Here is a 13,397-nt window from a genome sequence, read left to right as displayed (position 1 = left end):
CATGCGCCTCACCACCAAAGGCCGCTTCGCGGTCACCGCGATGATCGACATCGCCCTGCACGGCCGTTCGGGCCCCGTCACGCTGGCATCGATCAGCCTGCGCCAGCGTGTGTCGCTGTCGTACCTCGAGTTGCTGTTCGGCAAGCTGCGCCGTGCCGACCTGGTCGAATCGACCCGCGGCCCGGGCGGCGGCTATTCGCTCAGCCGCAAGGCGGCGGACATTTCCGTGGCCGACATCGTGCTGTCGATCGAGGAACACGACACCGACAACCGCCGCCGCGAAGCCGGCGAGCCGGGTGAAACCGGCCGCTGCCAGATCGACGACCTGTGGGCCACCGTGAACCTGCGCGCGGTCGAGTTCCTGAAGTCGATCACGCTGCAGGCGCTGGTCGACGAGCAGAAGGCCAAGGGCGTGCAGGCCGCCACGCGGCCCGAGCCGCGCCGCGCCGCGCCGGGCGCGCCCGCGCGCAAGCCCTTCATCGTCGACGCGCCGAACTCGGTGTTCGCGCTGGGACGCCGGCACCAGCAAGGCGCGGGCTGAGGCCTGCGCGCGCCATGCCGCCCGGGGGCCCGGCGCCCCCCGGTGTGCCGCCCCTCAGCGGGGCACTTCGAAGCTCAGCGTCGCCGTGTGGCGCACTTCGTCGTACTTCTTCCCATCGACCGTGACGGCGCCATTCACGCGCGCCGTCACCTCCAGCACATAGAGACCCGAGAACGGCGTCGTGAGCGACACGGTGCCGTCCTTCGCGGGCTTGAGCACGCGGCGCCAGCCTTCCGAGGTGTCGACGTTGACCTGCGTGGCCGGCACCGCATTGCCCTTCCACACCAGCTTGAAGGTGTTGCCGCCCGGCTCGGTGGGCACCAACTCGAGGTCGTTCACGGCCTGGGTCTCGGCGCGGCCCCAGCGGGCCTGGAACTGGGTCAGCGTGGCCTTGTCGCCTTCGCTGCCGGCACGGCTGGCCACGGCGCGCAGGTCGGCGCCGGCTGCACCGGAAATCACCGCACGGTCGGCTTCGGCGGTCAGCGGCAGGCTTTTGCCGTCGGCCAGGAAGGCGCGCGGCGCGGCCACGCTGGCCAGCGGCTGGGCGGTCTTGTCGAGTTGCCCCACGCGGGCGACGCCGTTGGCGCCGTCGCGCGACAGCCAGAGGTAGTCGGCCTGGGCGGCACCAGCCGTGACGAGGCATGCGGCAGCCAAGAACAGCGAGCGAAGACGAAAAGAAGAAGGCATGGGTGTGAGCGAAGAACCGGTGAAATGAAGGCTGCCGCTCAGCGCGGCTGCCCGATGAATGCGAAGGCGAGCCCCGCGCAGCCCGCCACGGCGGCGCAGACCGCGAGCCCTGCTGCGCCGCGCGGGCGGTAAGGCAGCAGCAGCGCGACCGGCAACGCGCCGGCCGACAGAAAGCCCAGCCACGCGACCGCGCCCACCGTGGCGCCCCACGCCATCACGCAGGGCACGGCGGCGGCCGCCAGCAACGCGGCGCCAGCCACGCGCAGCGGCACGCGCCGCCGCGCCGGTACGTCGCGCCGCCGCGTCAGTTGTTCGTGGTGGCGGTCCATGGCAAAGCTCAGGCCGGCCATGCCGGCATAGGCGAGCGCAAGGCCGAGCAACGAGGCGTACGCGGTCGTCATGTGGCGGACCTGCGCAGATGGCGCAGCGCGTCCAGGGCCGCAAGCCCGAAGGCCACCGCGCCCAATTCGACGCCGGCACTCTCCCAGTCGCCACGCAGCAGTTGCGCCGGCAGGTGGTCGCCCGTGGTCAGCACATTCAGCACCGGCAGCAGCAGGCACAGCGCGGCCAGCGCGCCGAGCTGCTCGCGCCACGCCTGTGCCGGTCGGCGAAGGAAGGCATGCAGCAGCGACAGCCCCCACAGCGCGAAGAACACGTACAGCTCCACGCTCGCGCGATGGTCGGTGGCCACCGGCACCAGCCGGTTGGCCCACAGGTAGCCCACGCAGGCCACGGACAGCCCCGCGATGGCCGCGACGTTCAGCGCCTCGACCAGGCGGTAGACCCGTGCGGTCGCGCCGCCGAACTCGCCCAGGTGCTTGTGCCGCCGCTTGACGACGAACAGCACCGCGCCCGAGCCCATCATCGCGGTGCCCGCCAGCCCGCACAAGAAGTACAGCCACTTCATGCCCCAGCCGCCGTAGGTAACCATGTGCAGCCCGCTCATGGCCGACTGCGCGAGCAGCGCCGCGCCGCCATCGGCCGCGCCCGGCATGCGCACGCGCTGCACCTCGCCGCTGGCGGCCGAGAACAGCGCCATGCCGGTGGTGCCGCTGAGGCGGCGCGCGGATTCGTCTTCGTTGTTCCAGCCATAGACGCCGATGCGCGCGCCCGCGTCGCCCGGGTGGTCGATGACGACCGCGCGCACCGCCTGGCCCATGAGCTGCTGGCCGCGCGCGGCGAAGGGCTCCAGCGCGGGCACGTCCATGGCGCGGCCGGTGCGCGCCGGCTTGGCGCCGTCGCCCAGCTCCGACGCGAACTGCATCTGTGCGGCAGGGCCCGTGCCGTAGTGCAGGACCTTTCCGGCCGGCATGAAGGTGGTGCCCGAGATCACCAGGCCGGTGTAGGCGATCATGAATTGGAACGGCAGCGTCAGCACCGCCACCGCGTTGTGCGCGTCCAGCCAGCTGCGCTGGCCCTTCTTCGGCCGGAAGGTGAAGAAGTCCTTGAAGATGCGCTTGTGCGTGATGACGCCCGACACCAGCGCCACCAGCATCGCCATGGCGGCGATGCCCACGATCCACAGGCCGACGGTGCCGGCGTGCAGCTCGTAGTGGAAGTCGACGAAGTGGTGCCCGCCCAGCGTGGCGCGCGCCGCGCGGCCGGCCTGCGCCGCCAGGGGCTGGCCGGTCGCCGGGTCGAGCGCGGCCGATACGTACTGGTTGTTCGCATCGAACCAGTACACGTTGAGCTCGCCGCCGCCGCTGGCGTCGGAAGGCCACAGCTCCCACATCCGCGCGCCCGGGTGGTGCTCGGCCATGTAGGCCAGGCCCCAGGCCAGGCGCTGCGCGCGGTCGGCCGTGGGTGCAGCCTTCGATGCCGCCTTGGCAGCCTCGGCGGCTTCCTCGGCCCGGTGCTCCGGCGTCATCCAGTGGGTGATGGGCTCGTCGAACACCGCGAGCGTGCCGGTGAGGAACACCGCGAACAGCAGCCACGAGAACCACAGCCCGCACCAGGTGTGCAGCCAGGCCTGGGCCTGGCGGAAGCCGCCCTTCGCACTGCTTTTTACTTTCTCTCCCGTTGTGGTGGTCATGGTCAGGCACCCGCCCCGCGCAAGGTCCAGCCCAGGCCGGCGAGCACCACGGCCGGCAGCAGCAGGCCCAGCCATACGCGCAGCAACGACACAGGCGAGAACGCCCAGATCACCGCCGCGGTATAGACCACGAAGCTGAGCTGCATGCCCCCGATCACGGCCTCGGCGCGGCCGGCCGGCAGCACGGCGGCGAAAAAGACAGCTGCGGCGGCGGCCAGCGCATAGCCGCCGAACACGGCGGCCGCGACACGGCCCAGCAGCAAAAGCCCTGCGGGCATGGAAGGAAGACGGAAGTTCATCGTGAAAGAAAACGAGGCGCGGAAATGCGCCTCCTTCCTTGCATGACAAACGAGAACGGAAAAAGGGTCATGCCGGGCACAAGAAAGCGCCTTTTGCGCCTCTTTTCGTCAGAACTTGTAGTTCAGCGTCGCCACCGCATTGCGCGGCGTGCCGAAGAAGGCCTGCCCGTCGACGTTGCTGTAGTACTTCTTGTTGAAGAGGTTCTCGATGTTGAGCTGCAGCGACAGCTTGGGCGTGAACGCATAACGCGCCATCAGGCTCACGACCGAGAGCGATCCTTGCTGGTAGCGCATGTCGACGTCGCCCACGGTGTACGGGGAGTACATGCGGTTCTGCCAGTTGACCCCGCCGCCCACGGTGAGCCGCTGCCAGCTGCCCGGCAGCCGGTAGGTGGTGAACAGCGTGGCCTGCGTGGTCGGCATGGCGGTATTGATGCGCGCGCCGTCGCCGTCGCGCGCCAGGGTGCGCGCAATGCCCGCGCTCATCTGCCAGCCCGGGGCCAGCTCGCCCGACACCTGCAGTTCGATGCCCTTGCTGACGACGCCGCGCGCGCCGTAGTAGGCGCCGTCGGTCGAGTTGGGCACCAGCTTCGTGCCGTCGCGCTGCGCCACGTTCTCCTGCTCGGCGCGGAAGACCGCAATCGAGGTGTTGAGCTTGCCGCCCAGGTGCTCGCCCTTCACGCCCACCTCATAGCTCTTGCCCGTGACGGGGTCGAGGTAGGCGCCGCTCGTGTCGCGGTAGTTCTGCGGCTGGAAGATGTCGGTGTAGCTCGCGTAGACCGAGTAGTTCTCGCTCAGGTCGTACACCAGGCCCGCGTAGGGCGTGAACACGTCGTGGCGGCGCGTGGCGCTGTCGTCCGCGGTCCGGCGGGTCGAGCGCCAGCTGTTCTGCCGGCCGCCCACGATCAGCTTGAGCGACTCGGCCAGCGACAGCCGCGCGGCGCCGTAGTAGCCGGTCTGGCGCGTCTTGGTGACGGCGGACACGTTCAGCGCGCCCCAGGTCGGCTCGGGGTACGAACCGTTCCAGTCGTAGAAGTTGCCGGTGTCGGGCAGCGTGCTGGTGCGCGGGTGGTTGGCCTCCGCATAGCGCGACTGGCTGTTGGCGAGGCCCACCACCAGCTCGTGCTTGCGGCCCAGCAGCTCGAAGGGGCCGGTGGCCTGCAGGTCGAGGCTGTTCTGGCGGAACGCGTGCTCGAAGTAGCCCGGCAGCGAGCCCAGCCCCGTGCCGGTGAGGCGGTCGAGGTCGCCGTAGAGGTACAGCAGTTTGGCGTTCTGCTTGCTCTCGCGGTGCGACGCATTGGCCTTGAGCTTCCAGCCGCTGTCCAGGCGGTGCGTGAGGTTCGCGAAGGCCGTGGTCGTCGTGGTGTCCCAGTGGGTCCACGGCGTGCCGATGGTCTTGGAGGTGTCCCAGTTCGCGGCGCCGCCGTCGCTGAAGGTGAGCGGCAGGCCGCCCCAGGTCGACGAGGTCGGCCGGTTGGCCTGGGAGTCGATGCCCACGCTCAGGGTGGTGTCGGGCGTGAGGTCGGCGTCGACCACACCGTACAGCACATGCTTGCGGCCGTGGTACATGTCGATGAAGGAGTCGCGGTCCTCCGTCATGCCGATGATGCGGGCGCGCACGCGGCCGTCCTCGGTCAGCGGCGTCTGCAGGTCGACCGTGGCGCGGCGCAGGTTCCACGAGCCCAGCGCCAGCGACGCGCTGCCGGCGAACACCTTGCTGTCGGCATGCTTGCGCACCAGGTTGACCGAGGCCGACGGGTTGCCCGCGCCGGTCAGCAGGCCGGTGGAGCCGCGCACGACCTCGATGCGGTCGTACAGCACCGGGTCGTTGTTGGAGGCGCCGAAGAAGTCGGTGGTGACGGTGGTGGGCACGCCGTCGTACTGGTAGTTGTCGATGTAGAAGCCGCGCGCGTACAGGTCGGTGCGGTCGCTGTCGGAACTCACGGCGAACACGCCCGGCACGCTCTTCATGGCCTGGCCGAGCGACAGCAGGTTCTGGTCGTCGATCTGCTGGCGCGTGAGCACGGTGACCGACTGCGGCGTGTCGCGCAGCGACAGCGACAGCCCTGTGGCCGCAGCCGTGGCGGGGGTGGTGTACGCGCCGGTGCCTTCGGTGGTGCCGCTGCGGTCGGCTTCGGCCACCACGGTGACGGGCAGCAGCGTGTCGACGCCGGCCTGGGCGGCGGTGCCCGCGCTCGCCTCGCGGCGGCTCAGCGTGTAGTTGCCGTCGGTGCGTGCCACCACCTGCAGGCCGCTGCCGGCGAGCAGGCGGTCGATGACTTCACGCGCGGTGTAGCGCCCCGAAACGGCCGGGCTGCTGCGCCCCTGCGTCAGCGCGGGGTCGAACGACAGCGCGATGCCGCTGCCGACGGCGAAGGTGGCGAGCGTGCGGCCGAGCGGGCCGGCGGGAATGTCGTAGGCCTTGGCGCTGGCGGCGTCCAGCGACACCGCACCGGCGGCGGAGGCAGGCAACCCCGCACCGGCCAGCCCGCCGAGGGCGAGCACCATCAGGGCATGGCGAAGGGCGGTGTTCAGGCGGCGCTCTGCAGGCGGGCGCGGAACGGACGGACGGGATGCGGACATGGAAACAGGCCTTTCGGTTGGGCAACGGTGAGTTCTTCACCTTCCTTGCCAGCCGAAACGAAAAAAAGTCTCACCCCTTGGCGAACATATTTCTCGGGGCGCGCGTGTTGGCGCCTGTCCCGGCGTCCGTGGCCGCATCCGTCTTCAGGCGCGGCACCAGCGTGACCCAGTACCCGCGCAGCCGCGTCACCGCATCCACCGGGTAGGTCGACACCAGCATGCGCAGCACGCGGTCGGTGTCCTCGAGGGGGAACGCGCCCGAAATGCGCAGGTTGCCCACGGCTGCGTCGCACTGCAGTGCGCCCGGCCGGTAGCGCGAGAGTTCGGCGGCGAAGTCGGCCAAGCGCATGCCATCGGCCAGCAGCATCCCTTGCGCCCAGGCCACGCCGGCTTCGTCCGCCGCGGTGAAGGCGTCGATCGCGTCGGCGCGGAAGCGGGCCTGCTGCCCGGCGGGGAGCACGCGCGATGCGGCCGCGCGCGGTGCGATGCGCACCGCGCCTTCGAGCACCGCGATGCGGGTGGCGCCGTCTTCCTTGCGCACGCTGAAGCGGGTGCCCAGCGCCTCCATGGTGCCGTGGCCGGTCGCCACGCGAAACGGCCGGTGCGCCGTGCCGGGGTCTGGCGCGGTGGCGATCAGGATCTCGCCCGCGTGCAGCACGACCAGGCGCTGCGCGCCGTCGAAGCTCACGTCGATCGCGCTGGCGGTGTTCAGCACGAGGCGGCTGCCGTCGGCCAGGCGCAGTTCGCGGCGCTCGCCGGTGGCAGTGCGGTGTTCGGCCGTCCAGCCGCGTTCGCTGGCAAGCTGCCAGCCCAGCCAGCCGGCGGGCACGGCCGCCAGCAGCGCGGCCAGCCGGCCGACGGCCGCGCGGCGTCCGCCGTCGCGCGCGGACCTCGCGGATTGCAAGGGACGCGCGAGCGAAGGCATCGCCAGCGCCGGGGGCAGGCCGCCGAGCTTGTTCATCAGCAGCTCGGCGCGCGCCCAGGCGCGGGCGTGGTCGGGATGGCTCTGGCACCAGTGCGCGCAGGCGCGGCGGTCGGCTTCGGTGACGGCGCTGTCGTGCAGGCGCATCAGCCACTCGGCCGCTTCGTCGAGCACGCGGGGCGCGAGCGCGGACGCCGGCGCGCCCAGCATGCTCGACGAGGCCGTGGACTTCATCGCGCGCTCATTCCATCAACGCCAGGCAGCCGCGAAAGCCTTGCTGCATGTAGCGCTTGACCGTGGCCAGCGACACGCCGAGCTCGCGCGCGATGTCCTCGTACTTCATGCCGTCGAGCTGCGACAGCAGGAAGGCGCGCCGCGCGAGCGGCTTGAGGGCGTCGAGCATGGCGTCGATCTCGTGCAGCGTCTGCAGGATGAGCAGGCGCTGCTCGGGCGACGGCGCCTCGGGCTCGGGCATGACGGCCAACGCCTCCAGGTAGGCCCGCTCCAGTGCCTGGCGCTGGTACCAGTTCACCAGGATGTTCTTGGCCACGCTCGTGAGGTAGGCGCGCGGCTGCGCAATGACTTCGGGGTTGCGCGCGGTGAGCAGGCGCGCGAAGGTGTCCTGCGCCAGGTCGGCCGCGTCGAACGAGTTGCCGAGCTTCTTGCGCAGCCATGACTGGAGCCAGCCGTGGTGGTCGCTATAGAGGGTGTGGACTTGCTGGAAGGCAGCTTCGGCGGACATGTCGAGCGGCACGGCGGCCGTATCGCCGCTCACAAATAAGAATTATTCTCATTGTAGACAAAAGTTGTCCGGCCGCCGGCGCGCCTGCCCGCTCACAGCCTCGGCGTGTACTTCACCGTGAACATCACATTGCGCGGATCGCCGTAGTTGTTGTTGCCGTTCGTCTCATTGAACGCCGGGATGTAGTAGCGCTTGTCGAAGATGTTGTTGATGTTCACGGCCAGGCTCACTTCCGGCGAGGCCTGCCAGGCCAGTCGCGCGCTCCACACCGTGAAGCCCGGCACCTTGAACGAGCGGTCGTAGCCCAGCGTTGCGCTCTGCACCGTGAAACCGCCGCCCACGCTGAGCCGGCTCCATGTGCCCGGCAGCTGGTAGTTGCTCCACACGCGCAGCATGTGTTTGGGCGTCCACTGGCTGAACACCTGGCCTTGGTTGTCCGGGTCCTCCAGGAACTTGGTGGTGTTGTAGGTGTAGCCGGCCGTGAGCTGCAGCCGCGGCGCGATCTCGCCGCTCACCTCGGCCTCGAAGCCTTCGCTGCGCACCTTGCCCGACGACTTGTAGCAGTACCAGTCGTCGCAGGCGTAGCCGCTGTCGTAGTCGGTCACGGCGCGGTTGCGGTGGTCGTAGCGGAACACGGCCAGCGAAGCGTTCAGGCGCCCGTCCATTAGCTCGCCCTTCAGGCCCAGCTCCAGGTTGCGCCCGGTGATGGGCTTGAGCGGCTGGCCGCCCTTGGCCAGTTCGCTCTGCGTCTCGAACACCTCGGTGGCGCTGCCGTAGGCCGACCACTGCTTGTTCAGCGCATACACCAGGCCGACGTACGGCGTGATCTTGCCGTTGGTGGTCACGGTGCTGCGGGTGTCCCGCACGCGGTCCGCGTAGAGGTAGTCGTACCAGCTCGCGCGCGCGCCGACGATGGCCGTGAGCGGCTCCGCCAGCCTGGCGCGCCAGGTGCCGTACACGCCCGACTGGCTGATGTCGTAGGAGGTGCGGCTGCGGGTGCCGCCGGCCGCCAGGATGGTGTCGTAGCTCTGCGCCGGGCGGTCGTGGTCGATGGCGAAGATGTTGCCGCCGCCGCTGAACCGGCGCGCGTAGCGGTCGTTCGAGGTGAACTTGGCGTAGTTCGCGCCCACGGTCACGTCGTGCTCCATCGACAGCGCATCGAAGCGCCCGCGCAGGTACACGTCGAGCCCCGACTTCTTCGAATCGAACAGGGTGTCCCAGTCGGCGAAGGTCAGGCCGCTGCCGTCGGGCTGCACGTCGCCGTGCATGCGCTGGTGCTGCGAGGTGTTCTTCTCGTTCATGGCCAGCACCGAGGCCTTGAGCTTCCAGTTCTGGTTGAAGCGGTGCTCCAGGTCTGCGTACACCGTGGTCTGGTCGAGCGCGTGGTGGTTCCAAAGCGCGCCGGTGTACACCGAGCGCGGCAGGCCGATGTCGGTGCCGTCCGGAAAGCGCGGAAAGCCGCGCAGCATCGGGCGGCCCCGGCCTTCCTGGTTGCTGATGCCGAAGCCCACGGTGGTGTCGCTCGACACGTCGTAGTCGATGGCGGCGTAGAGCGAGCGCGTCTTGCCCCACACGAAGTCGGTGAACGAGCGGCTGCGGTCTTCGTCGATCACCACGCGGCCGCGCAGCGTGCCCTCGGCGTTGAGCGGGCCGCCCGCGTCGAGCTGCACGCCGTAGTGGTCCCACGAACCGGCTTTGGCCGTCAGCGTGAGCGTCTTCTCGGCCTGGCCGCGCTTGCGCACCAGGTTCACCGCGCCGCCCGGGCTGCCAGTGCCCTGCATCAGGCCGGCGGCACCGCGCAGCACTTCGAGCCGGTCGTAGAACGCCAGGCCTTCGGTGGCCCAGTTGCCCAGCGAATACCAGTTGCGCGGCACCGGCACGCCGTCGTACTGCCAGGCGTCGATCTGGAAGCCGCGCGACGACAGCACCATGCCCGGCCCCACGCCCTTCACGCCCACCAGCCCGGTGACGGCGTTGGCGGCGTCGCGCAGGTCGACGAGGCCCTGGTCGTCCAGGCGCTGCCGCGTGACCACGCTGACCGACTGGGGAATGTCCTTCAGCGCCTGCTCGCCCTTGCCGAGCGTGACGGCGCGCGCGGTGTACGAGCCCGTGCCTTCGGTGGTGGCGCTGCGCTCGGCTTCGGCCATCACGGTGACGGGGGCGAGCGTGCTGCCGTCCGCGCTGTTGTTTGCGCCGTTGCTCGCGCCGCCCACGGTGGACGCACGCAATGCGTAGGCGCCGCCCGCGCCACCCGCCGCTTCGAGCCCCGAGCCGGCCAGCAGGCGCGCAAAGCCTTCGCGCACCGCATGGCTGCCCTGCAGCCCGGGCGACTTGCGGTTCTGCACCAGGGCCGAGGGCATCGTGATGCTCACGCCCGCCGCCGCGGCAAAGCCGGAGAGCGCCTCGTCCAGCGGGCCGGGCGCGATGCTGTAGACCTTGCGCGGGCCGGCCTGCGCAGCGGATGCATCGGTCGACGCATCGGCGGGCAGGGTCTGCGCGGCCGCGGTGCCCGCGGCGCAGGCCATGGCAAGCAGCGCGCCGTGCACCGCGCGCGAGAGGTGGGATTCGAAAGGAAGCGGTCGGCGACGGGCCATGAAGTGATCTCTCGCAAAGGATGTGAAGTTGCTGTTCCTCAAGGCTTCACACGCGAGAAAACAAAAAGGGACACGGCGCGGCAAAGAAAAAATCTGAAGCCGGCCGTCATCGGCCCGGCCCATGCCTCAGCCGCCGGGCGCCACCACCGTCACCCAGTAGCGCGTGCGAAAGAGCACGTCCACCGGCAAGGCCTGCGGCAGGCTGTCGAGCACCGGGCCGGTGTCGTTCAGCTGGAACACGCCCGACACGCGCAGCTCGGCCACCGCCGGGTCGCAGCGCAGCACGCCGGGCCGGTAGCGGCCGAGCTCAGCAAGGAAGTCGTGCAGCCGCATGTTCTTCGCGCGCAGCACGCCGCGCGACCAGTCGTCGGCTTCGGGGCCCACCGGCACAACAGCGTCGACGGCCGACGCCGAGAAACCGGCCTGCTCGCCCGCGCGCAGCACCACGGCCGGGCCGCGGGCGTCCTCGGGCCGCACCTCCACCGCGCCTTCGAGCACCGCGACGTGGCTGCGCCGGTCTTCGTGCTGACGCACCACGAAGCGCGTGCCCAGGGCCCGCAGCCGGCCTTGCGCGGTCTCGACCACGAAGGGACGGTAGGCCGGGTCGCCGGAAGGCACGCCGTCGGGCGCGGTGTCGATCCGTATCTCGCCCGCGCGCAGGCGCACGAGGCGCTGCGTGGTGCCGTAGGCCACGTCGATGGCCGTCGCGGTGTTGAGCTGGATGCGCGTGCCGTCCGGCAGGCGCACCTCGCGGCGCTCGCCGGTGGCGGTGCGGTGGTCGGCCAGCCATTCGCGCGCCGGCGAGGCGCGCCATGCGAGCCAGCCCGCGGGCGCTGCGGTCAGCAGCACGGCGAGCGTCTTGACGGCGGTGCGGCGGTCGGCGCGCGCCGTGCGGCCCAGCGCGGGCATCGCCAGCCCGCCCGGGAGCAGGCCGAACTTGCGGCTCACCTTCTCGGCGCGCTGCCAAGCCGCCTCGTGCAACGGATCGGCTTCGCGCCAGCGCGTCCAGCGCGTGCGCTCGGCCGGCGTGGCCTCGCCCGACTGGATCAGGAAGAACCATTGCGCCGCCTGCAAGGCGATGCCTTCGTCCACGGCGGCGGGCCGCTGCGCGTGTGCGCTCATTCGAAAACCTCCGCGCTGCGCGCTGCGGTGCGAGCTTGCTTGGGGCGGCCCGGCGCGGCGCTCATTCCACCAGCAGGATGCAGCGCGCCATCGCCTCGGCCATGTAGCGCTTGACGGTGCGCTCGCTCACCGCGAGCTTCAGCGCGATCTCGGCGTAGCCCAGCCCTTCGAGCTGCGCCATCAGGAAGGCCTGGCGCACCGGCGGCGCCAGGCCGTCGAGCATGGCGTCGATCTCCTGCAGCGTCTCCAGGACGATGGCCTGCTGCTCGGGCGACGGCGCCTGCGGCTCGGGCAGCGCACCCAGCGCGTCGAGATAGGCCTGCTCCAGCGAGCGCCGGCGGTACAGGTTGGCCAGCAGCCGCTTGGCGACCACCGTGAGGTACGCGCGCGGCTCGCGCAGCTGCCAGCCGTCCTGCCGCTCGGGCGTGTGGTCCGGCGCGGCGAGGATGCGCAGGAAGGTGTCCTGCGCCAGGTCCGCCGCATCGAAGGCGTTGCCGAGCTTCTTGCGCAACCAGCCCTGCAGCCAGCCGTGGTGGTCGCTGTAGAGCGCGTGGAGGTGCGGATGGTGAAGTACGGAATCGGCGGCCATGGCGGACGTTGCACGGCGACCATGGCCGCCTCAAATAAGAATTGTTCTCATTTTAGTGAGGTTCTTGATTGCATCAGCGTCGAGGCTTCAAGTCATTTTTTCTGCGTCGACAACGTTCACTCCCGCCTGCGGCGCAAGGGCGGCTTCAAGCAATGACTCGGCAATGGAGGACGCCGGATTCAATCGCCAGCGCTGAGGCAGCAGCGGTCCCGCGACGTTCAGCATGCCGACGATCAAACGCTCTCCCAGTCGAAATTCGTCGCGATGCCCTCCGATCACGCCAGGGCGCACCAACGTCAGTGCGTCGAAGCCGACCTGACGCAGCCCGTTCTCCAGCTCACCCTTGACCCGGTTGTAGAAAAACCGCGAATCGGCAGCAGCACCGATCGCTGAGTTCAGCACGTAGGTCGGCGTCCCGTGTGCGCGTGCCAATCGCGCAACGGCCAGCGGGTAGTCGTGGTCAACCCGGCGGAATGCCGTCTGCGACCCTGCCCTTCGCAGGGTAGTGCCGAGCGAGCAGATGACGGCGTCGGCGCGCCACCAGCTGGCATCTTCATCGAGCCGCTCGTAGTCCACCAACGGACACGACAACCTGGGATGCGTCGGCAACGCGCGCCGGCTCGGCGCGACGATGGCATCCACCCGTGGATCGGCCAGCGCCCGTTGCAGCACATGGCGTCCGACCAAACCGGTGGCACCGACCAAAAGCAATTTTTTTCTCGGGCCGGTCATGCGCGCGCGAACCATTCAACGGATTCGCCACCGGCGAGGCCGCGGCCCGCGATGAATACTGGAACCATCGTCGATCCCTTGTCGTGTCGTGGGCCCGCCGCAGCGAAAGACGCGGCGGCGGGCCAACCTGGGTGAAGCGTCAAGGCGCCACGTGGGTGTGGAAGATCTTGCTGATCACCGTCCATTGACCTTCAACCTTCAGAAGGTGGAAGAAGTCGGTGAAGCAGAAACCCGAGACGTCGTTGGTGTCGATGCGCGCGCTGGCAGCGGTGCCGACGATGTCGACCCTGACGACGGCACCTTGGGCTTCGGGCGACGGGCGGAATCCACTGTCGATGCCGTCGAACAGAGCCTGGATCGCGCCGCCGCTCAGCTTGCCTTCGCCATCGACGCTGAACATCGTCGCCTTGTCGCTGAAGGCCGGCTTCATGATGCTGCTCTTGGCCTGCTTGCAGCCTTCGTTGTACTTGTTCAGCACTTCGACGATGGCTTGGTATTCCGGCACGTAGGTGGGTTTGTTCATGGTGTCACTCCTGGTGGTTGAAAAGATTCGT

Annotated in this window: 13 protein-coding genes; 1 reads left to right on the top strand and 12 read right to left on the bottom strand. The window is 69.8% G+C overall.

Translation table 11 applies throughout. The features are described from left to right. Position 1: 1 nt before the first annotated feature. On the top strand, positions 2-541 hold the full coding sequence (locus ACSFBM_RS15875) for an Rrf2 family transcriptional regulator (protein ID WP_435437185.1): 540 nt from the start codon (positions 2-4) through the stop codon (positions 539-541). Positions 542-595: 54 nt separating this feature from the next. On the opposite strand, the gene ACSFBM_RS15870 is transcribed toward ACSFBM_RS15875, so the two are convergent. The 12 genes from ACSFBM_RS15870 to ACSFBM_RS15815 form a co-directional block, all read right to left on the bottom strand. Beyond that, entirely contained in the window at positions 596-1,228 is a 633-nt protein-coding gene (locus tag ACSFBM_RS15870; RefSeq protein WP_435485181.1) for a hypothetical protein, read from the bottom strand. 38 nt (positions 1,229-1,266) lie between these two features. Further along, positions 1,267-1,629, bottom strand: a complete 363-nt coding sequence (locus tag ACSFBM_RS15865; RefSeq protein ID WP_435485180.1) for a DUF3325 domain-containing protein — start codon at positions 1,627-1,629, stop codon at positions 1,267-1,269. Then, positions 1,626-3,260: a PepSY-associated TM helix domain-containing protein gene (locus ACSFBM_RS15860; protein ID WP_435485179.1), complete on the bottom strand. Its 1,635-nt coding sequence runs from the start codon at positions 3,258-3,260 to the stop codon at positions 1,626-1,628. The genes ACSFBM_RS15865 and ACSFBM_RS15860 overlap by 4 nt, the downstream gene beginning before the upstream one ends. A gap of 2 nt (positions 3,261-3,262) precedes the next feature. Further along, complete coding sequence (locus ACSFBM_RS15855; protein WP_435485178.1) at positions 3,263-3,538, bottom strand: DUF3649 domain-containing protein; 276 nt, start codon at positions 3,536-3,538, stop codon at positions 3,263-3,265. Between the two features lie 129 nt (positions 3,539-3,667). Then, the gene (gene fhuE / locus ACSFBM_RS15850) at positions 3,668-6,142 is read right to left on the bottom strand and encodes a ferric-rhodotorulic acid/ferric-coprogen receptor FhuE (protein WP_435485177.1); all 2,475 of its coding nucleotides are present in this window, start codon (positions 6,140-6,142) and stop codon (positions 3,668-3,670) included. Positions 6,143-6,212: 70 nt separating this feature from the next. After that, complete coding sequence (locus ACSFBM_RS15845) at positions 6,213-7,298, bottom strand: FecR domain-containing protein (protein ID WP_435485176.1); 1,086 nt, start codon at positions 7,296-7,298, stop codon at positions 6,213-6,215. Positions 7,299-7,305: 7 nt separating this feature from the next. Next, positions 7,306-7,806 (bottom strand): sigma-70 family RNA polymerase sigma factor, encoded by a 501-nt coding sequence (locus ACSFBM_RS15840; protein WP_435485272.1) that lies wholly within the window; start codon positions 7,804-7,806, stop codon positions 7,306-7,308. A gap of 92 nt (positions 7,807-7,898) precedes the next feature. Continuing rightward, a complete protein-coding gene (locus ACSFBM_RS15835; protein ID WP_435485175.1) occupies positions 7,899-10,400 on the bottom strand; it encodes a TonB-dependent siderophore receptor in 2,502 nt (833 codons plus the stop codon). Between the two features lie 126 nt (positions 10,401-10,526). Beyond that, a complete protein-coding gene (locus tag ACSFBM_RS15830; RefSeq protein WP_435485174.1) occupies positions 10,527-11,522 on the bottom strand; it encodes a FecR domain-containing protein in 996 nt (331 codons plus the stop codon). A 61-nt stretch (positions 11,523-11,583) separates the two neighbouring features. Continuing rightward, positions 11,584-12,111, bottom strand: a complete 528-nt coding sequence (locus ACSFBM_RS15825; protein WP_435485173.1) for a sigma-70 family RNA polymerase sigma factor — start codon at positions 12,109-12,111, stop codon at positions 11,584-11,586. Positions 12,112-12,198: 87 nt separating this feature from the next. Further along, the gene (locus ACSFBM_RS15820) at positions 12,199-12,843 is read right to left on the bottom strand and encodes an NAD(P)H-binding protein (protein WP_435485172.1); all 645 of its coding nucleotides are present in this window, start codon (positions 12,841-12,843) and stop codon (positions 12,199-12,201) included. A gap of 139 nt (positions 12,844-12,982) precedes the next feature. Then, positions 12,983-13,366, bottom strand: a complete 384-nt coding sequence (locus tag ACSFBM_RS15815; protein WP_435485171.1) for a nuclear transport factor 2 family protein — start codon at positions 13,364-13,366, stop codon at positions 12,983-12,985. Positions 13,367-13,397 lie beyond the last annotated feature (31 nt).

Source organism: Variovorax pasteuri (assembly GCF_051216435.1).
Classification (GTDB): domain Bacteria; phylum Pseudomonadota; class Gammaproteobacteria; order Burkholderiales; family Burkholderiaceae_C; genus Variovorax.
The sequence above is the reverse complement of the archived record's forward strand: the minus strand, read 5'-3'. Positions and strand labels throughout refer to the sequence as shown.